16 protein-coding genes are annotated in these 20,876 nt (G+C 69.7%); 8 read left to right on the forward strand and 8 right to left on the reverse strand.

Annotation, left to right across the window (positions count from 1 at the left end; translation table 11 throughout):
• Positions 1-77: 77 nt before the first annotated feature.
• From cls to QTI17_RS06160, 8 genes are read left to right on the forward strand one after another with little or no spacing between them, the layout of a single operon-like run.
• On the forward strand, positions 78-1,535 hold the full coding sequence (gene cls, locus QTI17_RS06125; protein WP_286531752.1) for a cardiolipin synthase: 1,458 nt from the start codon (positions 78-80) through the stop codon (positions 1,533-1,535).
• A 2-nt stretch (positions 1,536-1,537) separates the two neighbouring features.
• Positions 1,538-2,980 (forward strand): exodeoxyribonuclease I, encoded by a 1,443-nt coding sequence (gene sbcB, locus QTI17_RS06130; RefSeq protein ID WP_286531754.1) that lies wholly within the window; start codon positions 1,538-1,540, stop codon positions 2,978-2,980.
• A 12-nt stretch (positions 2,981-2,992) separates the two neighbouring features.
• On the forward strand, positions 2,993-3,508 hold the full coding sequence (locus QTI17_RS06135) for a GNAT family N-acetyltransferase (protein WP_503011024.1): 516 nt from the start codon (positions 2,993-2,995) through the stop codon (positions 3,506-3,508).
• Between the two features lie 58 nt (positions 3,509-3,566).
• Positions 3,567-5,018 (forward strand): efflux transporter outer membrane subunit, encoded by a 1,452-nt coding sequence (locus QTI17_RS06140; protein WP_286531756.1) that lies wholly within the window; start codon positions 3,567-3,569, stop codon positions 5,016-5,018.
• A gap of 5 nt (positions 5,019-5,023) precedes the next feature.
• A complete protein-coding gene (locus tag QTI17_RS06145) occupies positions 5,024-6,208 on the forward strand; it encodes an efflux RND transporter periplasmic adaptor subunit (protein WP_286531757.1) in 1,185 nt (394 codons plus the stop codon).
• The gene (locus QTI17_RS06150; RefSeq protein WP_286531759.1) at positions 6,205-9,369 is read left to right on the forward strand and encodes an efflux RND transporter permease subunit; all 3,165 of its coding nucleotides are present in this window, start codon (positions 6,205-6,207) and stop codon (positions 9,367-9,369) included. The genes QTI17_RS06145 and QTI17_RS06150 overlap by 4 nt, the downstream gene beginning before the upstream one ends.
• Entirely contained in the window at positions 9,366-10,052 is a 687-nt protein-coding gene (locus tag QTI17_RS06155) for a heavy metal response regulator transcription factor (RefSeq protein WP_286531760.1), read from the forward strand. The genes QTI17_RS06150 and QTI17_RS06155 overlap by 4 nt, the downstream gene beginning before the upstream one ends.
• The gene (locus QTI17_RS06160; RefSeq protein WP_286531761.1) at positions 10,049-11,422 is read left to right on the forward strand and encodes a heavy metal sensor histidine kinase; all 1,374 of its coding nucleotides are present in this window, start codon (positions 10,049-10,051) and stop codon (positions 11,420-11,422) included. Before QTI17_RS06155 ends, QTI17_RS06160 begins: the two co-directional genes overlap by 4 nt.
• A gap of 6 nt (positions 11,423-11,428) precedes the next feature.
• Here the strand turns inward: QTI17_RS06160 and QTI17_RS06165 are convergent, their stop codons facing one another.
• Genes QTI17_RS06165 through QTI17_RS06200 form a run of 8 tightly spaced genes read right to left on the reverse strand, consistent with a single transcriptional unit; the run spans position 11,429 to position 20,698 of the window.
• Positions 11,429-12,709, reverse strand: coding sequence for an amidohydrolase family protein (locus QTI17_RS06165; RefSeq protein WP_286531762.1), 1,281 nt, complete (start codon positions 12,707-12,709; stop codon positions 11,429-11,431).
• Positions 12,709-13,632, reverse strand: coding sequence for an ABC transporter permease (locus tag QTI17_RS06170; protein ID WP_286531763.1), 924 nt, complete (start codon positions 13,630-13,632; stop codon positions 12,709-12,711). The genes QTI17_RS06165 and QTI17_RS06170 overlap by 1 nt, the downstream gene beginning before the upstream one ends.
• Positions 13,629-14,690, reverse strand: a complete 1,062-nt coding sequence (locus QTI17_RS06175) for an ABC transporter permease (protein ID WP_286531764.1) — start codon at positions 14,688-14,690, stop codon at positions 13,629-13,631. Before QTI17_RS06175 ends, QTI17_RS06170 begins: the two co-directional genes overlap by 4 nt.
• Positions 14,687-16,228 carry an ABC transporter ATP-binding protein gene (locus QTI17_RS06180; protein ID WP_286531765.1) on the reverse strand — a complete coding sequence of 514 codons (1,542 nt, stop codon included), beginning with the start codon at positions 16,226-16,228 and terminating at the stop codon, positions 14,687-14,689. The genes QTI17_RS06175 and QTI17_RS06180 overlap by 4 nt, the downstream gene beginning before the upstream one ends.
• Positions 16,225-17,226 (reverse strand): BMP family protein, encoded by a 1,002-nt coding sequence (locus QTI17_RS06185; protein WP_286531766.1) that lies wholly within the window; start codon positions 17,224-17,226, stop codon positions 16,225-16,227. Before QTI17_RS06185 ends, QTI17_RS06180 begins: the two co-directional genes overlap by 4 nt.
• Before the next feature lie 27 nt (positions 17,227-17,253).
• Positions 17,254-17,883, reverse strand: coding sequence for a uracil phosphoribosyltransferase (upp, locus tag QTI17_RS06190; RefSeq protein WP_286367663.1), 630 nt, complete (start codon positions 17,881-17,883; stop codon positions 17,254-17,256).
• Positions 17,884-17,939: 56 nt separating this feature from the next.
• Positions 17,940-19,343: a DUF1688 family protein gene (locus QTI17_RS06195; RefSeq protein ID WP_286531767.1), complete on the reverse strand. Its 1,404-nt coding sequence runs from the start codon at positions 19,341-19,343 to the stop codon at positions 17,940-17,942.
• Entirely contained in the window at positions 19,340-20,698 is a 1,359-nt protein-coding gene (locus QTI17_RS06200) for a GTP cyclohydrolase II (protein ID WP_286531768.1), read from the reverse strand. Before QTI17_RS06200 ends, QTI17_RS06195 begins: the two co-directional genes overlap by 4 nt.
• Between the last annotated feature and the right edge of the window lie 178 nt (positions 20,699-20,876).

Here is a 20,876-nt window from a genome sequence, read left to right on the forward strand (position 1 = left end):
CTGCGGCGGAAGCATCCGATCGGAAGGCCGGTAGCATTGCTACCGGCCTTTTTCGTTTCACCTCGAGATTTCTCCCCTTGATCGTCCCCGAGCTCAGCCAGGAATGGAAGACCGGCCTCTCCCTCGCATGGAGCGGCTACATCGCAGTGCTTTCGGTCTGGATCGTGATGCAGAAGCGCGCACCGGTCTCGACCATGAGCTGGATCCTGTCGCTGGCGCTGCTGCCTTTCGCGGGCTTTCTCATCTACTACTTCCTGGGGCCGCAGCGGCTCAAGAAGCAGCGCCTCAAGCGGCTTCGCAGCCGGGCCAGCGCACTGGCGCCCGCCGACGTCGTGATGCTGCGCGAGGCGAGGGCGCATGCGCCGCCTGCCTTGCGCCAGATGGCCGCGCTCGGGATGGCGGCCTGCGGGCTGCCGGTGTCGAGCGCGACCTCGGCCGTGCTGCTGTCCGGCGGCGCGACCACCTTCGATGCGATCTTCGATGCGATCCGCGCGGCGCGCGACCACGTCCATCTCGAGTACTACATCTTCGAGCCCGACCGGATCGGCACGGCACTGCGCGACCTGCTCATCGAGCGCGCCCGGGCCGGCGTCAAGGTGCGGCTGCTGCTCGATGCGCTCGGCTCCAAGCGGGTCGGGCGCAAGTTCATGGCGCCGATGCAGGCGGCCGGTGTCCATGTGGCCCTGTTCCACGAGACCCGCATCGGCCGGCGGCTGCGGCCGGTGACCAACTACCGGACCCACCGCAAGATCGTGGTCTGCGACGGGCTGGTGGGCTTCACCGGGGGCGTCAACATCACCGACGAGGAAGACGCCCGCACCCGGCCCGACGCCTACCACGACGTCCATCTGCGGATCGAAGGCAGCGCGGTGCGCTGGCTGCAGACCACATTTCTCGAAGACTGGACCTACGCGACCGGCGAGGACCCGCGCCAGATCGACAACGCGCTGCCCCTGCTGCTGCCGGACCTGCCGCTGGGCGAGGCAACCGGCGAGATCCCGGTCCAGATCATCACCAGCGGGCCCGACAGCCCGCTCGAGGCGATCCACCGCATGCATCTCGCGGCGATCCAATCCTCGGAGCGGCGCGCCTGGCTCACCACCCCTTACTTCGTGCCCGGCGAGCCGGCCCTGATGGCATTGACCAGTGCCGCCCTGCGCGGCGTCGACGTCCGGCTGCTGGTGCCGCGGCGCAGCGATTCGCTGGTCGTGAGCGCGGCGGCGCGCTCCTACTACGACGAGCTGATCGCCGCCGGCGTCAAGGTCTGGGAGTACAAGGCCCGCATGCTGCACTCCAAGACGCTGGTGGTGGACGATCACTGCGCGATGATCGGCACAGCCAACTTCGACAATCGCAGCTTCAGGCTCAATTTCGAGGTGATGGCCGTGATCTACGGGACGACCTTGGCCGAACCCCTGGCGGCGCAGTTCGAGACCGACCTCCGAAGCGCCTCGCCGATCCGGGCCAACCGGCGCCAGAAGTTCCTGCGCCGCCTGGCCGACGCCACCGCCCGCCTGTTTTCTCCTTTGCTTTGAACATGCCTCCACACACCTTCCTCTGGCACGACTACGAAACCTTCGGCGCGGTGCCGCGCCGCGACCGGCCTTCGCAGTTCGCCGCGATCCGCACCGACGCCGAGCTCAACGAGGTCGGCGAGCCGTTGATGGTCTATTGCCAGCCCGCGCCCGACTACCTGCCGAGCCCGGAGGCCTGTCTTATCACCGGCATCACGCCGCAGCAGTGCCTGGAGCTCGGCATTCCCGAGCATGAATTCGCGGCCCGCATCGAGCAGGCCTTCTCGCAGCCCGGCACCATCGGCGTCGGCTACAACACGATCCGCTTCGACGACGAAGTGACCCGCTTTCTGTTCTGGCGCAACCTGATCGATCCCTACGCGCGCGAGTGGCAGAACGACTGCGGCCGCTGGGACCTGCTCGACGTGGTGCGGCTGACTTATGCGCTGCGCCCCGACGGCATCGTCTGGCCGACCAAGGCGGACGGCAGCCAGAGCTTCAAGCTCGAGGACCTGGCGCGGGCCAACGGACTGCTGCACGAGGCGGCGCACGATGCGCTGTCGGACGTGCGCGCCACGATCGCGCTGGCCCGGCTGATCCGCGACAAGCAGCCCCGGCTGTTCGACTTCGCGTTCGGGCTGCACCGCAAGGACCGGGTGGCGGCCGAGCTCGGCCTGCCGGCGACGCGCGAGAGCGCTCGGCCCTTCCTCCACGTGTCGGGCATGTTCCCGGCCGAGCGGGGCTGCCTGGCTGTGATGTGGCCGCTGGCCAGTCATCCGACCAACAAGAACGAACTGCTGGCCTGGGACCTGGCCCACGACCCGGGCGAGCTGCGCGACCTCGACGTCGAGACCCTGCGGCTGCGCCTGTTCACGCGCAGCGCCGACCTGCCCGAGGGCGTGCGCCGGCTGCCGCTCAAGGGCATCCACCTGAACAAATCACCGATGGTGGTCGGCAACCTCAAGACGCTGGCGCCGGCGATGGCGGCGCGCTGGGGCATCGACATCGAGGCGGCATTGAAGAACGCCGCGCTCGCGGCCGCCTTGCCCGACATGAGCGCGATCTGGCCGCAGGTCTACGAGCGGCCCCGCGAAGGCGCGCCGGACGTCGACGAGGATCTCTACGGCGGCTTCGTCGGCAACGGCGACCGGCGCCGCCTGAACCAGTTGCGTGGCCTGTCGCCGGGCGAGCTCGGGCGTGCCCGCACCGGCTTCGACGACCCGCGGCTGGAAGAGCTGGTGTTCCGCTACCGGGCGCGCAATTTCCTCGATACGCTGAACGAAGACGAGGCCGGGCGCTGGGAGGCGCACCGGGCCGCGCGGCTGCTCGAAGGCGAGGGCGGTGCGCGCAATGTCGATGCCCTGTTCGCCGAGATCGATGCGCTGGCCGAGACCGCGGACGAGCGCGCCGAAGCCATCCTGGGCGCGCTGTACGAATACGCCGAGGCGATCGCCCCGGAGGTCTGAACGATCATGACCGTGCGCCGACTGCTCCCCGCCGATGCCGCCGTCTACCGGGCCTTGATGCTCGAAGCCTACGTGCGCCATCCGGACGCCTTCACCTCCAGCGCCGAGGAGCGCGCGGCGCTGCCGCTGGCCTGGTGGGAAGCGCGGCTCGACGAATCGCCGCGGGCCGGCCAGGTCGTGCTCGGTGCCTTCGACGGCGACCGGCTGGCCGGTGCCGCCGGGCTCGAATTCGAGTCGCGCGCCAAGGCCCGTCACAAGGCGCATCTCTTCGGGATGTACGTGGCGCCCGATGCCCGGACGGGCGGCCACGGCCGGCAGCTGGTGCAGGGCCTGCTGGACGTGGCGGCCGCCAGGGAGGGCGTCAAGCTCGTCCAGCTGACCGTGACCGAAGGCAATGCCGCGGCGCAGTCGCTCTACGAACGCTGCGGGTTCGCGGTGTTCGGCGTCGAGCCCTTCGCGGTTGCGCTCGATGGCCGCTACCTGTCGAAGTGCCACATGTGGCGGCTGCTCGGGGGCGAGCACAGCTGACAGGAATGTCATCCTTGCGTCAGCTTGCCGTCCCGGGCGGGTGCCTACAGTGGGCGGCATGCGAATACTGTGTCTGGCCCTGGCGGCATCCCTGGCAGGCTGCGCCGTCGGGCCCGACTACCGGCGACCCTCGTTGCCCGAAGGCGTGTCGGCGCCGGCCTTCAAGGAAAGCGGCGCCTGGAAGACCGCGGCGCCCGCCACCGTCGATGCGGCCCATCCCTGGTGGACCGGGTTTGACGACCCGCGCCTCGACGCGCTGATCGAGGAAGCGAACGGCGCGAACCAGAGCCTTCGGCTGGCCGAGGCCCAGTACCGGGAGGCCCAGGCGCTGGTGCAGAACGCGCAGGCGGGCTGGGCGCCGACGCTCGGGCTGGACCTCTCGGGCCAGCGCGCGCGCAGCCAGAATTCGACCGGCGCGACGGTGGAGGGCAACACGCACGCCTGGTCGCTGCAGGCGGCCTGGGAACCCGACCTCTGGGGCCGGGTGCGGCGTGCCGTCGAAGGCGCCGCGGACAGCGCGCAGGCCAGCGACGCCGACCTGGCCGCGGCACGGCTCGCGGTGCAGGCCGCGGTGGCCAACGACTACATCCAGCTGCGCATGACCGATGCCCAGCAGCGGCTCTACGACCGGACCATCGAGGCCTACCGCAAGTCGCTGCAGATCACCCGGAGCCAGTACCGCGCGGGCGTGGTGACGCGGGCCGATGTCGACCTGGCCGACACCACCCTGCAATCGACCCAGGCGCTGGCCCTCGACACCCAGCTGACGCGCCGGCAGCTCGAGCACGCGATCGCGGTGCTGCTGGGCAAGACGCCCTCGCAGTTTTCCATCGCGGCGGACGACAGCCTGCCCAGCCTGCCCGCGGTGCCGATGGCCGTGCCGTCGGAACTGCTCGAGCGCCGGCCGGACATCGCGGGCGCTGAACGCCGGGCGGCGTCGGCCAACGCGGGCATCGGCTATGCGCAGGCCGCCTACTACCCGAGCCTGTCGCTGAGCGCCGCGGGCGGCTTCGCCGGTGCCGGCTTCGGCAACTGGTTCGCCGCGCCGGGCAAGGTCTGGGCGCTGGGCGCGGCGGTGGCGCAAAACCTGTTCGACGGCGGCCAGCGCAACGCCCAGGTGGCACAGGCGCGGGCGACCTTCGATGCCTCGTCGGCCAGCTACCGCCAGACCGTGCTGGCCGGCTTTCAGGAAGTCGAGGACAACCTGGCCGCGCTCGACCTGCTGGCGCAGGAGCGCCAGGTACAGGACGGCGCGGTCGCCTCGGCGCGCAACGCCGAGCGCGTGTCGTTGAGCCAGTTCCGCGCCGGCGCGACCACCTACCTGGCGGTCATCGCATCGCAAACGCTGGCGCTCAACAACGAGCGCACCGCGCTGCAGCTGCAGAGCCGGCAGTTCGCCGCCCAGGTGGCCCTGTTCAAGGCGCTCGGCGGCGGCTGGGACGCCAGCCAGCTGCAGGCCAGCGCCGACGCCAGCCCGGCGGCCGCCTACGCATCTTCGAATTCCAAGTGAACCTCATGGACAGTCCTTCTTCAACATCCCGCCAGCGTCCGCGCTGGCTGCTTCATGCCGGCTGGCTGCTGCTCGCCGTGCTGCTCGCCGCGGGCGCCTGGCGCCTGATGCGGCATCCGGCCCCGCCGGTGGCCGCGGGGCCTGCGGGCGTCCCCGCGACCACCGTCCAGGTCGCCAGCGAGACGGTGCCGATCGCACGCAGCGGCGTCGGCACCGTGCTGCCGGTGGCCTCGGTGACGGTGCGCACGCGGGTCGACGGGCAGCTCGACAGCGTCGAGTTCAAGGAAGGGCAGGACGTCAAGGCCGGCCAGGTGCTGGTGCGCATCGATCCGCGCACCTTCCAGGCGCAGCTCGAGCAGCTGGTGGCGCAGAAGGCAAAGGACGAGGCCACGCTGGCCAATGCGCGCGCCGACCTGCAGCGCTACGGCGAGCTGATCAAGGAGGACGCCACCACCCAGCAGACGCTGGACACCCAGCGCGCGCTGGTCAACCAGCTGCAGGCTTCCCTGAAGAGCGACGAGGCGCAGATCCACCTGGCCCAGGTGCAGCTCGGCTTCACCACGATCGCCGCGCCGATCAGCGGGCGGATCGGCGCCCGGCTGGTCGACCCGGGCAACATCGTGCATGCGGCGGACGTGAACGGCCTGCTGGTGATCAACCAGATCGATCCGATCGCGGTCCAGTTCACCCTGCCTGAAAGCAGCTTCCAGGCGGTCAACAAGGCGCTGAACGGCAGCCATGAGCCGCTGGCGGTCGAGGCCATCGACCGCGACACCCGCGACGTGCTGGCGACCGGCAAGCTGGTGCTGCTGAACAACCAGATCGACACCGCCACCGGCACCATCTCGCTGAAGGCGCAGTTCGCCAATGCCGGCCATGCGCTGTGGCCGGGCCAGTCGGTCGACGCCCGGGTGGTGCTCGGCGAGCGGGCCGACGCGCTGACAGTGCCTTCGGCGGTGGTGCAGCGCAACCAGGAAGGCTTCTTCGCCTATGTGGTCGGGCCCGACGACAAGGTCCGGGCGCAGCCGCTGACGGTGGCCGACACGGTGAAGGGCAAGTCGGTGATCGAGACCGGCCTGGCGGCCGGCGACCGGGTGGTGCTGGACGGCCAGTACCGCCTGACACCTGGCGCACGGATCGTCGAGAAGGCCGCCGTCGTGCCGGTCGCGTCCTCGGGAGCCAAGCCTTGAACATCTCGGCCGCCTTCATCAAGCGCCCGATCGGCACCTCGCTGCTGGCCGCGGCCGTGCTGCTGATCGGGCTGGTCGCCTGGCCGATGCTGCCGGTGGCGCCGCTGCCGCAGGTCGACTTCCCGACCTTGCAGGTGACGGGCCGGCTGCCCGGCGCCAGCCCCGAGACGATGGCGTCCAATGTGGCCCAGCCGCTGGAACGCCAGTTCTCGCTGATCGCCGGGCTGTCGCAGATGACCTCGAGCAGCTCGCTCGGGCTGACCCAGATCACCTTGCAGTTCGACCTCGACCGCAACATCGACGGCGCCGCCCTCGACGTCCAGACCGCCATCAACGCGGCGCAGGGCCAGCTGCCCAGCAACCTGCCGAGCCCGCCGAGCTTCCGCAAGATCAACCCGGCCGATTCGCCGGTGCTGATCCTCGGCGTGCAGTCCAAGGTGCTGCCGCTGGTGCAGGTCAACGACTACGCCGACAACGTGCTGGCGCAGCAGATCTCGCGCATCTCGGGGGTCGGGCTGGTCAACATCTTCGGCGTCCAGAAGCCGTCGGTGCGGATCCAGGTCGATCCGGCCAAGATCAAGGCGGTCGGCTTGAGCCTGGAGGACGTGCGCGGCGTGATCGCCGCCACCACCGTCAGCGCGCCGACCGGCACGATCGACGGCGAACGCCAGGCTTTCAACGTCTACACCAACGACCAGCTGCTCAAGGCCGCGCCCTGGAACGACATGGTGCTGGCCTGGCGCAACGGGGCGCCGATCCGGGTCCGCGACATCGGCGTCGCGGTCGACGGGCCGGAGAACAGCAAGGTCGCGGCCTGGGGCTTTGCCGGGCCGGCGGCCGCCGTTGGCAGCGACATCGCCAACGGCCGCGCGATCATGCTGGCGATCACCAAATCGCCGGGTGCCAACGTGATCGAGACGGTCGACCGCATCCAGGCGGCGATGCCGAAGCTGAAGGCGGCGATTCCGCCCAGCATCAGCGTCAACACGCTGGTCGACCGCACGCAGACCATCCGGGCCTCGGTCAAGGACGTCGAGTTCACGCTGCTGCTGTCGATCGCTCTGGTGGTGGCGGTGATCTTCGTCTTCCTGCGCAACGTCACGGTGACGCTGATCCCGAGCGTGACCGTGCCGCTGGCGCTGCTCGGCACGGCGGCCGTGATGTACGTGGTCGGCTACAGCCTGGACAACCTCTCGCTGATGGCGCTGACGATCGCGGTCGGCTTCGTGGTCGACGACGCGATCGTGATGCTGGAGAACATCTACCGCCACATCGAGGACGGCATGGCGCCGATGGAGGCGGCGCTGAAAGGGGCCGGCGAAATCGGCTTCACGATCATCTCGATCTCGGTCTCGCTGGTGGCGGTGTTCATCCCGCTGCTGCTGATGGGCGGCATCGTCGGGCGGCTGTTCCGCGAGTTCGCGGTCACGGTGACGCTGACCATCGTGGTGTCGGTGCTGATCTCGCTCACCTTGACGCCGATGCTCTGCGCGCGCTTCCTGAAGCCGCACGTGCCGAACGAGCGGCACGGCCGGCTCTACCTGCTGCTGGAGCGCGGCTTCGACGCCATGCTCGATGGCTACAAGCGCGGGCTCGGCGTGGTGCTGCGCCATCCCTTCATCACCTTGATGAGTTTCATCGCGACGGTGGCGGCGACGGTGGCGCTGTTCATCGTGATCCCCAAGGGCTTCTTCCCGCAGCAGGACACCGGCTTTCTCTTCGGCACGGCCGACGCGGCACAGGACTCGTCGTCCAACGCGATGCGCGACCGGATGCTCAAGATCGCCGACATCATCCGCCAGGACCCGGATGTCACGAGCTTCGGCATGCAGGCCGGCGCGAGCACCTTCAACTCGGGCAATTTCTTCATCGGCCTCCGACCGAAGGACGAGGGCCGCACCGCCAACGCCGACGAGGTCATCGCCCGGCTGCGGCCGAAGCTGGCGCCGGTGCAGGGCATCACGCTGTTCATGCAGGCCGGGCAGGACATCAGCGTCGGCGGCCGGCCCTCGCGCACGCAATACCAGTACACGCTGACCGACACCGACCTGAACCAGCTCAACACCTGGGCGCCGAAGGTGCTGGCGCAACTGCGCGAGCTGCCGCAGCTGACCGACGTGACCTCCGACCAGCAGAACGCCGCGCCGACGGCCCAGGTGACGATCGACCGCCAGCGGGCATCGAGCTACGGCATCACGCCGGCGATGATCGACGCCGTGATCTACGACGCCATCGGCCAGCGCCAGGTGGCGCAGTACTTCACGCAGCTCAACAGCTACAACGTGGTGCTGGAGGTCACGCCGGAGCTGCAGCGCGATCCCTCGCTGTTCGATCGCCTGTACCTGACCTCGCCGATCAACGGCCAGCAGGTGCCGCTGTCGACCTTCGTCAAGCTCGACACCAGCAAGACCGGCTACCTGTCGATCAGCCACCAGGGGCAGTTCCCGGCGGTGACGGTGTCCTTCAACCTCAAGCCGGGCACCTCGCTGGGCCCGGCGGTCGATGCGATCAACGCGGCCCAGGCCCGGATGGGCGTGCCGGCCACCTTGAGCGGCACATTCCAGGGCACGGCGCAGGCCTTCGGCGATTCGCTGCGGACCCAGCCCTACCTGATCCTGGCAGCGCTGATCTCGGTCTACATCGTGCTGGGGCTGCTCTACGAGAGCTACATCCATCCGCTGACCATCCTGTCGACCCTGCCGTCGGCCGGCGTGGGCGCATTGCTGATCCTGATGGCCGGCGGTTACGATCTCAGCGTGATCGCACTGATCGGGATCATCCTGTTGATCGGGATCGTGAAAAAGAACGGCATCATGATCGTGGATTTCGCCCTGCACGCCGAGCGCGACCGCGGCATGTCGCCGCGCGATGCGATCTTCGAAGCCTGCATCCTGCGTTTCCGCCCGATCATGATGACCACCATGTGCGCACTGCTGAGCGGGCTGCCGCTGATGCTCGGCCACGGCGCCGGCTCCGAGCTGCGCCGGCCGCTGGGCTACGCGATGGTCGGCGGCCTGATCCTGTCGCAGATGCTGACCCTCTTCACGACGCCGGTGATCTATCTCTATCTCGACCGTGCCCATCACTGGTACGTGCGGCGCAAGGCGGCGCGCCAGCAGCGCCGGCTGCCGCCGGTGGCGGGCGGAGCGCTGATCGAATGAAGGTCCTGATCGTCGAGGACGAGCGCAAGACGGCCGACTACCTGTATCAGGGCCTGACCGAGCAGGGCTGCACCGTCGACCTCGCCTTCGACGGCATCGACGGCCAGCACCTGGCCTTGCACTACGACTTCGACGTGATCGTGCTCGACGTGATGCTGCCCGGACTGGACGGATTCAGCGTGCTCAAGTCGTTGCGCAGCGTGAAGAACACGCCCGTGATCATGCTGACGGCCAGGGACGGCGTGGCCGACCGGGTGCGCGGGCTGCAGGACGGCGCCGACGACTATCTGGTCAAGCCCTTTTCTTTCCTCGAACTGCTGGCCCGGCTGCAGGCGCTCACGCGGCGCGGCCGCAGCCAGGAAACGACCCTGCTGCGGGTCGGCGACCTGCGGGTCGACCTGCTGAGTCGCAAGGCGATCCGGCAGGAGCAACGGATCGACCTGACGGCCAAGGAGTTCGCGCTGCTGGCGGTGCTGGCACGGCGCCAGGGCGAGATCCTGTCGAAGACGGTGATCGCGGAGCTGGTCTGGGACATGAATTTCGACAGCAACACCAACGTGGTCGAAGTCGCGATCAAGCGCCTGCGCGCCAAGATCGATGCACCCTTCGGCAAGAACCTGCTGCACACCATCCGTGGCATGGGCTACGTGCTGGAGAACCGCATCGGTCCGGAGCCGGAATGAGGAACTCGATCGCGATCAGGCTGGCCGCGATGTTCGCGGCCGCGGCGCTGGTGGCCTTCGCGCTGCTGGGCGGCGCGCTGCACCGGGTGCTGTCGGGCGAGCTGGCGCGCCACCAGCAGGCACAGATCGATGGCCGGCTGGAGGACATGGCCTACATGCTCGAGCATGGGCGTGCCGTCGGCCTCGGCGAGCGCATCCGCGACAAGCTCGACACTCTGGGGGCCGCCGATCCGCGCACCCGTTCGTGGCTGGCCAGCGACGACCCGGCCTTCCGCTACGGCGAGGACCTGCCGCTGGTCGAAGCTGCGATCACGGCCGGGCGCGACAGCGTCGAGCTGCCGGTCGGCACGCCGCCCCGGCTGACCCGGATGCGGATCCGCGGCGGAGAGCTGGCGGCCAACGGGGCCCGGCCCGCGGTGCGCTATATCGCCGGCGTGGATGCCGAGCCCTTCGGCGACACCCTGCGCACTTTCGAGACGGCGGTGGTGCTGCTGACCTTGGCCGGCACGGCGCTGGCGGCGGCGCTCGGCTACTGGATCGCCCGCATCGGGCTCGGCCCGGTCCAGCGGCTGTCGGCCGATGCCCAGCGCATCGGGCCGGACGACCGTGCGCGGCGCCTGCAGCTGCCGGCGCTGCCGCGGGAACTGTCCGATCTCGGCAGCTCCTTCAATGCCGCGCTGGACCGGCTCGATGCCGCCTACCGGCAGCTCGCGACCTTCAGCGACGACGTCGCGCACGAACTGCGCACGCCGCTGGCCAACCTGATCGGCCAGACCCAGGTGGCGCTGGCCCGCGAGCGCAATGCGGACGCGCTGCGCGAGGTGCTGCAGTCGAATCTCGAGGAGCTCGAACGGCTGCGCGCGATCGTCGCCGACATGCTGTTCCTGGCGCGGGCCGAGCAGGGCGTTCGCGCGCGCGACCTGGTGGCGTCGTCCCTCGCGCAGGAGGTCGGCAAGACGGTGGAATTCCTCGACCTGCTGCTCGACGAGGCCGGCATGTCGGTGCAGGTGGAGGGCGATGCGGTGGCGCCGATCGAGACCTCGCTGTTCCGGCGCGCGCTGACCAACCTGCTGCAGAATGCGATCCAGCATTCGCGGCCCGGCAGCCGCGTCGTGGTCCGGATCGGTGGCGACGAGCGTTCGGCGGCGGTCAGCTTCTCGAACCCGAGCGCGCCGATCGCACCCGAACAGCTGCCGCGGCTGTTCGACCGCTTCTATCGCGTCGACTCTTCGCGCCGCAACAGCGGCGAGAACCACGGGCTCGGGCTGTCGATCGTCAAGGCGGTGGCGGTGATGCACAACGGCACCGTGTTCGCGCGCTCGGACAACGGCATCACGACGGTGGGCTTCAGCGTGGCGCTGAAAGCCTGAGCCGGATCAGGCCCGCGGGTTCATCCAGCTGGTCGTCGACGCCCGGCCGGCCAGGTGCAGTGCGGCCGTGGCGGCCGGCGTTTCGGCGATCAGCCTGCCTTTGCGATAGACCTTGAGCCGCGTCGCCCGCAGCCGGATCGCCTCGACCGCATCGCGCGCCTGCAGCAGGACGAAGCTGGCGTCGCAGCCGGCCGCGAGGCCGTAGTCTTCGAGGTGCATCACGCGGGCGGCGTTGACGGTCACGGCGTCGAAGCACTGCCGGATGCCGGCCTGGCTGGTCATCTGGGCCACGTGCAGGCCCATGTGCGCGACCTCCAGCATGTCGCCCGAGCCCATGCCGTACCAGGGGTCCATCACGCAGTCGTGGCCGAAGGCGACGTTGACGCCGGCGGCCATCAGCTCGGGCACCCGGGTCATGCCGCGGCGCTTGGGGTAGCTGTCGTGGCGGCCCTGCAGCGTGATGTTGATCAGCGGGTTCGAGACCACGGCGACGCCGCTCTCGGCGATCAGCGGCAGCAGCTTGCTGACGTAGTAGTTGTCCATCGAGTGCATCGAGGTGCAGTGCGAGCCCGTGACCCGGCCTTGCAGTCCGAGCCGCTGGGCCTCGAAGGCCAGGGTCTCGATGTGGCGCGACAGCGGGTCGTCGGATTCGTCGCAGTGCATGTCGACCAGCGTGCCGCGCTCGGCGGCGATCTCGCACAGCAGCTTCACGCTGGCGGCGCCGTCGGCCATCGTGCGTTCGAAATGCGGAATGCCGCCGACCACGTCGACGCCCTTGTCGAGCGCGCGCTTCAGGTTGTCGACGCCGCCGTGCGAACGCAGCACGCCGTCCTGCGGAAAGGCCACCAGCTGCAGGTCGAGGTACGGCGCCACCAGCCGCTTGACCTCCAGCAGCGCGTCGACCGCCAGCAGGCTGGCATCGCTGGTGTCGACATGGCTGCGGATCGCGAGCAGCCCCTTGGCCACGGCCCAGTCGCAATAGGCCAGCGCACGCTCGATCAGGGCCTCGGCCTTGAGCAGCGGCTTGAGCTCGCCCCACAGCGCGATGCCTTCGAGCAGCGTGCCGCTCTGGTTGATGCGCGGCAGGCCGTAGCTCAGCGTGGCGTCCATGTGGAAGTGCGGGTCGACGAAATGGGGGGCGACGAGCAGGCCTTGGGCATCGAGCTTCTGCGTCGCCGGTGCATCGAGGCCCGCCGTCACTTCGGCGATGCGGCCGTCCTGCACTGCGATCGACATGCCGGTGCGGCCGTCGGGGAGGGTGGCGTTCTGGACGAGGAGGTCGAGCATCAGCGCTCTCCTTTTCGGTAGGGTTTCATCAGTGCCTGCGGGTAGCTCGCCTTGCGCGCGACCAGCACCAGCGCCAGGATCGACAGCAGGTAGGGCAGCATCAGGTAGAGCTGGTAGGGCAGCACGGCATCGCCCGACTGCTGCAGCCGCAGCTGCAGCGCATCGAAGAAGGCGAACAGCAGCGCGCCCAGCAGCGCCTTGCCCGGCCGCCAGGATGCGAACACCACCAGTGCCACGCAGATCCAGCCGCGGCCGTTGACCATGTTGAAGAAAAAGGCGTTGAAGGCCGACAGCGTGAGGAAGGAGCCCGCGACGCCCATCAGCGCCGAGCCGGCGACGATGGCGCCGGTGCGCGTGGCCGCGACCGACACGCCCTGGCCTTCGGCCGCCTGCGGATTCTCGCCGACCATGCGCACCGCCAGCCCGACCGGCGTGCGGTACAGCACCCAGGCGAGCAGCGGCACCAACAGCAGCGCCAGCAAGGTGAGTGGCGTCTGCGCCGAGAGCACCGGCACCTGAAGCCAGTCCATCGGCGCGAACGGCGTCACGGTCGGCGGCGTGTTGACCTTCGGGAAGCTCACGCGGTAGCCGTAGTAGCTCAGCGCGGTCGCCAGCAGCGTGATGCCCAGCCCCGACACATGCTGCGACAGCGCCAGGCCGACCGTCAGGAACGCATGCAGCAGGCCGAACAGCGCACCCGCCAGCGCCGCGACGCCGACCCCGGCCCACAGCGGCGCGCCGGCGTAGACCGCGAGCCAGCCGGCGAAGGCACCGGCGACCATGATGCCCTCGATGCCGAGGTTCAGCACGCCAGCCCGCTCGCAGAGCAGCACGCCCAGGGTGCCGAAGATCAGCGGCGTGGCGATGCGCAGCACCGCGACCCAGAACGAGGCGTTCGACAGGATGTCGGCGATGTCGGTCATTTCAGGCGCACCCGGTACTGCGTCAGCAGCGTGGCGACCAGCACCGCGATCAGCGAGGCGGCGACGATCACGTCGGCGATGTAGGTCGGCACGCCGATCGCGCGGCTCATGGTGTCGGCCCCGACCAGCACCCCGGCGACGAACACGCCCGCCGCCAGCACGCCGAGCGGATGGAGCCCGGCCAGCATCGCGATCACGATGCCGCTGTAGCCATAGCCGGGCGACATGTCCAGGGTGACGTAGCTGGTGCGCCCGGCGACCTCGATCGCGCCTGCGAGGCCGGCCAGGGCACCCGACAGCAGCGCCACCCACACCACGGTGCGCGTCACCGGAACGCCCGCGAAGGCCGCGGCGCGGGCGTTGGCGCCGACCGCGCGGATGTCGAAGCCGATCACGGTGTACTTGAACAGCAGCCAGACCAGCACCGCCAGCCCGGCGGCCCACAGCAGCCCGGTGTGGATCCGGGTCTGGACGACCAGCTTGGCCAACTCCAGCTCCGACTGCAGCGAGACGCTCTGCGGCCAGCCCATCGCGCTCGGGTCCTTCATCGGGCCGTCGAGCATCGCCGAGACCCCGAGCAGCACGATGAAGTTGATCAGCAGCGTGGTCACCACCTCGTCGACGCCGAGCCGGCTCTTCATGAGCGCCGGCCCCAGCAGCAGCAGCGCGCCGGCGAGCGCCGCCGCCGCCATCATGAGCGGGAACAGCAGCCAGGTCGGCAGCTCGAAGCCGGTGCCGCCATGCAGGCCGCCGACCGCCACCGCGGCCAGCGCCCCGGCATAGAGCTGGCCTTCGGCGCCGATGTTGAAAAGCCGGGCCTTGAAGGCCACGGTGGCCGCCAGGCCGGTGAGGATCAGCGGCACGGCGCGGGTCAGGGTCTCGCTCCAGGCGAAGACCGAGCCGAAGCCGCCCTGCAGCAGCAGCGCATAGGTGCGTCCGACCGGCGCGCCGGCCCAGAGCACGAGCAGGGCGCTCACCAGCAGGGTGAACGCGACCGCGCCGACCGGCGCCAGCAGCAGCGCGGCGCGCGAGCTTCGATGCCGGCGCTCGAGCCTCATGAGCCCGCCATCGCCAGGCCGATGGCCTCGCGCGTCCAGGCGGCGGCGGGCCGCGGCTCGCCGAGTTCGCCGCCATGCATCACGGCGACCCGGTCGCCCAGGGTCAGCACCTCGTCGAGGTCATCGGAGATCAGCAGCACCGCCGCGCCGGCATCGCGTGCCGCGATCAGCTGCTGCTGCACGTAGGCGACGGCACCGATGTCCAGGCCCCAGGTCGGCTGGTGCGCGACGATCAGCCGCGGCGTGCGCTGCTTCGCGCTGGCCGAGGCCGGCGCCATCAGCGCCCGGCCGAGGATCAGCTTCTGCATGTTGCCGCCCGACAGGGCCCGGGCCGGTGCGTCGAGGCCGGCGCCGCGCACGTCGTAGGCCTTCTCGACGCTGCGCGCATGGGCCTTCGCGGCGCCGCGCCGGACCCACAGCCAGCGCGAGAAAGCCCGGCTGCGCAGGCGCTCCGAGACCGCGTTCTCCCACACGGGCAGGTCGCCCACCACACCGACCGCATGGCGGTCCTCCGGAATCCGGGCCACGCCGCGCTGCACCAGCCGGGCCGGCGTGGGCGGCAGTTCGCGGCTCATCAGCCGGACCGTGCCGGCGATGGCGCGCCGGGTGCCGCTCAGCAGCTCGGCCAGCGCCACCTGGCCATTGCCGGAGACACCTGCCACCGCGACGATCTCGCCCGCCCGCAGCGAGAGGCTGACGTCCAACAGTCGATCGTGGCCGCTGCCCCCGGTGCGCACGTGGTCGAGCACGCAGACCGCGTCGCCGACCCGGCCGGCCGGCCGGCGTACCGTGTTCTCGATCGCATGGCCGACCATCCACAGCGCAAGCTGCGCCTGCGTGGTGTCGCCGGCGCGGGCCTCGGCCACCAGCCGGCCGCCGCGCAGCACCGCGATCCGGTGCGACACCCGCAGCACCTCGGGCAGCTTGTGGCTGATGAAGATGATCGACAGGCCCTGGGCCACCATCTGGGCCAGGGTGGCGAACAGCGCCTCGCTTTCCTGCGGCGTCAGCACCGCGGTCGGCTCGTCGAGGATCAGGATGCGGGCGTCGCGGTACAGCGCCTTGAGGATCTCGACCCGCTGCCGTTCCCCGACCGACAGGCTGCCGACCCGGGCCTCCGGCTGCACCGGCAGTCCGAAGCGCTTCGCCACCGCCAGCAGCCGGGTGCGTGCCGCATGGCGGCGCGAGAAGGGCTGCCAGAGCGGCTCGGTCCCGATCAGCACGTTGTCGAGGACGCTGAGGTTGTCGGCCAGCGTGAAATGCTGGTGCACCATGCCGATGCCGGCGGCCAGCGCCGCCTTCGGATTGCCGGGCGCGAGTGGCCGCCCGAAGACCTCGATCTCGCCCGCGTCGGCCACGTAGTGCCCGAACAGGATCGACATCAGGGTCGACTTGCCGGCGCCGTTCTCGCCGAGCAGCGCCAGCACCTCGCCGCCCTGCAGCGTGAGCGAGACGCCGTCGTTGGCCACCAGTGTGCCGAAGCGCTTGGTGATGCCGCGCAGTGACAGCACCGCGGCGGGCGGCGTCCCGCCGCTCACTTGGCGGTCGACTTGGGCTGGCTGTCGTCCACCTTGATGGTGGTCTTGCCCGAGAGGATGTCGGCCTGCTTGGCCTTCACCTTGGCGACGATGTCGGCCGGCACCTTGGTCTCGAAGGTGCCGAGCGGGGCGAGCTCCGAGCCCTTGTGCTTCATCATCGAATAGGGGCCGTAGTCCTCGGCCGTGAACTTGCCTTCTTTCACGAGCTTGATCGCGCGGTCGGCCGAGGGCTCGAAGTTCCAGAGCGCGGAGGCGACCACGGTGTCGGGGTACTTGTCCTGCGTGTTGATCACGTTGCCGATCGCGAGCTTGCCCTTTTCCTTGGCCGCATCGCTGACGCCGAAGCGCTCGGCGTACATCACGTCGGCGCCCTTGTCGATCATCGCGAAGGCGGCTTCCTTGGCCTTCGGCGGATCGAACCAGCTGTTGATGAAGCTGACGCTGAACTCGACCTTCGGATTGGTCTCCTTGGCGCCGGCCATGAAGGCGTTCATGAGGCGGTTCACCTCGGGGATCGGGAAGCCGCCGACCATGCCGATCTTGTTGCTCTTGGTCATGCCGCCGGCGACCATGCCCGACAGGTAGGCCGGCTCCTGGATGTAGTTGTCGAAGACCGAGAAGTTGGGCGCCTGCGGCTTCAGCGAGGAGCCCATCAGGAAGGCGGTCTTGGGGAAGTCCTTGGCGACCTTGCGCGCCGCGGCCTCGACGCCGAAGACCTCGCCGAGGATCAGCTGGTTGCCGGCGGTCGCGTACTCGCGCATCACGCGTTCGTAGTCGGCGTTGGCGACGTTTTCGGTGGCCGTGTACTCGATCTCGCCGCGCGCCTCGGCCGCCTTGAGCGCCTTGTGGATGCGCCCCACCCATTGCTGTTCGAAGGGCACGGTGTACACCGCCGCGACCTTGAGCTTGGCCTGCGCCAGCGCGAGGCCCGGCGCCCCCGCGGCGAGCGCGGCTGCGATGGCGACCGAACGGATGATCAGATGGCGGCGTAGGGACACAGTGGACTCCTCGTTCTTGAGTTGAAGTTATTTGGTGCCGAAGATTCTGTCGCCGGCGTCGCCGAGGCCGGGCAGGATGTAGCCGTGGCTGTTGAGTTCGCGGTCGATCGCGGCGGTGTAGATCGGAACGTCCGGGTGCGCGTCCTGCATGGTCTTGACGCCCTCGGGGCAGGTCAGCAGGCAGACGAACTTGATCGACTTGGGGTTCAGCTCCTTGAGCCGTTCGACCGCCGCCACGGCCGAGTTGCCGGTCGCCAGCATCGGGTCGACCACGATCGCATCGCGTTCCTCCATGCCGCCGGGCATCTTGAAGTAGTACTCGACCGCGGTGAGCGTCTTGGGGTCGCGGTACAGGCCGATGTGGCCGACGCGGGCGCCCGGGATGACGCTCAGCATGCCGTCCAGGATGCCCGTGCCCGCGCGCAGGATCGACACCAGCACCACCTTCTTGCCGTCGATCACCTTGGCATGCATGGTCTCCAGCGGCGTCTCGATCTCGATGTCCTGCATGGCCATGTCGCGCGTGACCTCGTAGGCCATGAGCATGCTGATCTCGTTGAGAAGCCGGCGGAAGCTGTTGGTGCTGGCCTCCTTGCGGCGCATCAGCGTGAGCTTGTGCTGGACGAGTGGGTGGTCGACGAGGTGGACGTTGCTCATGGATTTGGAGGAAGGCGCGAGGGCGTTCTTGTCGTTGTGAAAAAAGGATGTGAAGTCTAGAAGACGGTGCCGTCGCTCTCGATGCGCAGGGGTGGTGCGCCCTCACGCAAGCGCTGTGCCATGACACGGCCGGCGGCCCAGGTGCCGCCTTCGAGCACGCGGGCCAGGGGCAGGTCTTCTTCGCTGAGTTCCATCACCCGGCGCACCCGCGCCGCGACCTCGTCGAGCAGGGCCACGGTCAGCGCCCGCCACTCGACGATGAACTCGTCGCCGACCTTCCACGAGCGCTGCAGAAACGCGGGGCTGCGCGGCACGATCAGGCCGCTGTCGATCAGCAGGCCGCCGTTGCGGTATTCGGGCAGCGCGGTCAGGGCCTCGACGTGGCGCACCTTGACGCCGGCCCACTCGAAGGGCTCGAGCATCGAGTAGGTGAGCCACTGCGACAGCTTGTGGAAAGGCATCCAGCCGTTCGTGAGGCCGGGCCCGCGCACGGCACGGTGGCGCCAGCAGTCGCCCAGTGCCAGCGCCGGATCGCCCGAGCCGATCGCAGCATCGCTGCCGTCGGCCGCGACGCTGTCGATCGCGTTGGCCGCCGGCCAGATGCCCGACAGCGATTCGAGCAGCAGGGACAGGATGTCGTGGGCCGCGATCTCGGCGGTGGGCGGCGCCGCCGGCCCGTACGGCCCGATCAGCGCATCGAACAGGCCCCCAGGCCGGCCGTCGTCGCCGAACACCTCGGGCCGCTCCTGCATCGCTTCGCCGAGCCGGCGCAGCAGCGTGGCCCTGCCCGCCAGCCCGACCAGCGGATTGACCGAGCTGACCTGGAAGGCGTCGCCCAGACGGTCGGTGACCAGGGCGCGCAGGCCGGCGGCATCGGCCTGCAGCGGATGGGCGGGGTCGGACGAGAACAGTCCGATGGTGAAGGCATGGAAGCTGGCGATGCCCAGGCCCTCGGAGCGCGTGAAGCGCTGGCCGCTGGTGGCCTCGAAGTAGTGCCAGTCGGGGCCGGCACCGGCGTCGAGGAGCACGCTGACCAGCACCAGGTCGAGGTGGGCGCGGGCGCGCTGGCGCGCCGTGACATCGCCGAGCAGCTGGTCGAGGGCCGCCACACGGTTGACGCCGCCGGCCTCGAAATGACGCCAGCGGCTGTGGTAGGGGATCGGGCCCCAGGCATAGCGGTCGCGCGTGACCTCGGCCACCGTGCGGGCCGTGTCCTCGAGGGCATCGTCGTTGCCGATCGTGAACCATTCGGATTCGCCCGCGCGGGCCCGTGCCAGCAGCGCGGCGGCGCGGCTGCGCACCGCCTGCGTGGTGCGCAGGAAGGCAGCGGCACCGGCCGGGTGCGCGGTGTCGCCGACGAATTCGACCGCCGGGTCGACATGGCCTTCGGCGTCGGCGCTCAGCACGCCGGGATTGGCGGTCGGCCGTTCGGGGTCGACCCCGTAGTTGCTGCCGCTCATTGGTCGAGCCCCCGGCCCTTGGCCTTCTTGAGTTCCTCGGCGTCGGGCACCGCACCGGGCGTGAAGTAGCCGGCCGCCATCTTGGCGTCCATCTCGACCCGGGCGTCGGCCGGGATCAGTTCGTCGGGGATGTTGACCCGGGTGCCGATCTCGATGCCCGAGCCCGTGATGGCGTCGAACTTCATGTTGCTCATCGACACCAGGCGGTGGATCTTGCGGATGCCGAGCCAATGGAAGACATCGGGCATCAGCTCCTGGAAGCGCATGTCCTGGACGCCGGCCACGCACTCCGTGCGGGCGAAGTACTGGTCGGCGGTGTCGCCGCCGACCTGGCGCTTGCGCGCGTTGTAGACCAGGAACTTGGTGACTTCGCCGAGCGCCCGGCCCTCCTTGCGCGAGTAGGCGATCAGGCCGACGCCGCCGCGCTGGGCACCCTGGATGCACTCCTCGATGGCATGTGTCAGGTAGGGGCGGCAGGTGCAGATGTCGGAGCCGAACACGTCCGAGCCGTTGCATTCGTCGTGGATGCGGGCGGTGAGCTCGACTTCAGGGTTGGCGAGGTCGCGCGCGTTGCCGAAGATGTAGAGGGTCTGGCCGCCGATGGGCGGCAGGAACACCTCGAGGTCGGAGCGGGTGACGAGTTCGGGGTACATGCCGCCGGTCTCCTCGAACAGCACGCGGCGCAGGTCGGTCTCTGAGCAGCCGAAGCGCTGGGCCACCGCGGGCAGGTACCAGACCGGCTCGATGGCGGCCTTGGTGACCATCGCCGCGCCGCCGGCGGTCAGGAACTTGCCGTCGGCCTTCAGGCGGCCGCTCTGAAGGGCCTCGATCACCTCGGGCAGGATCACGTGGGCCTTGGTGATCGCGATGGTCGGGCGGATGTCGTAGCCGGCCGCGAGTTCGGTTGCGAAGGCGTCGGCCACCACCGCGCCCCAGGGGTCGAGCGAGACGATCCGGCCGGGCTCGCTCCATTGCGGGTAGGGCCCGATGGCGTCGGTCGGCGAGGTGTTGGTGAGGTCGGCCTTGTGGTGCGGCGAGAGGGCCCCGGCGGCCACGGCCAGCGCCCGGTAGACGCTGTAGGACCCGCTGTGGGTGCCGATGACGTTGCGATGCGCGCGCTTGGTGGTGGTGCCGACCACCGGGCCGCGCTCGGCTGCGGTCGCCGCGCCCCACTGGATCGGCAGGGCGCCGAAACCGCCGGCATGCGAGGTCAGGCGGATGTGGCTGCGAGGGGGAGGGGTCCCGGGAAGGGTCGGGGAGAGCGCGGCCGGCTCGGGCGGCACGGCGTCGGGGGAGGGCTGGGAAGCGGTCGGAACGGAAGCGGAAGAAGGAGTCGGAACGGTGTCTACGGACATTGCGGGCCCTCAAAAAACACAATGTACCGATGGCTCCGGGAACTGGCAAGCTGGCGCATACGCCATTTGCCGTAAACCCGGGGCCTCGCGGTTCGTGCTTGCCGTCACGGCACAATCCGGCGGTCTTCTTTTTTTGGCTGCGCCTGTAACCGGCCGCGGCCGTTGCCCGAATGTCAGA

Origin of the sequence: Variovorax sp. J31P179, assembly GCF_030316985.1 — a bacterium.
Taxonomy (GTDB): domain Bacteria; phylum Pseudomonadota; class Gammaproteobacteria; order Burkholderiales; family Burkholderiaceae_C; genus Variovorax; species Variovorax ginsengisoli_B.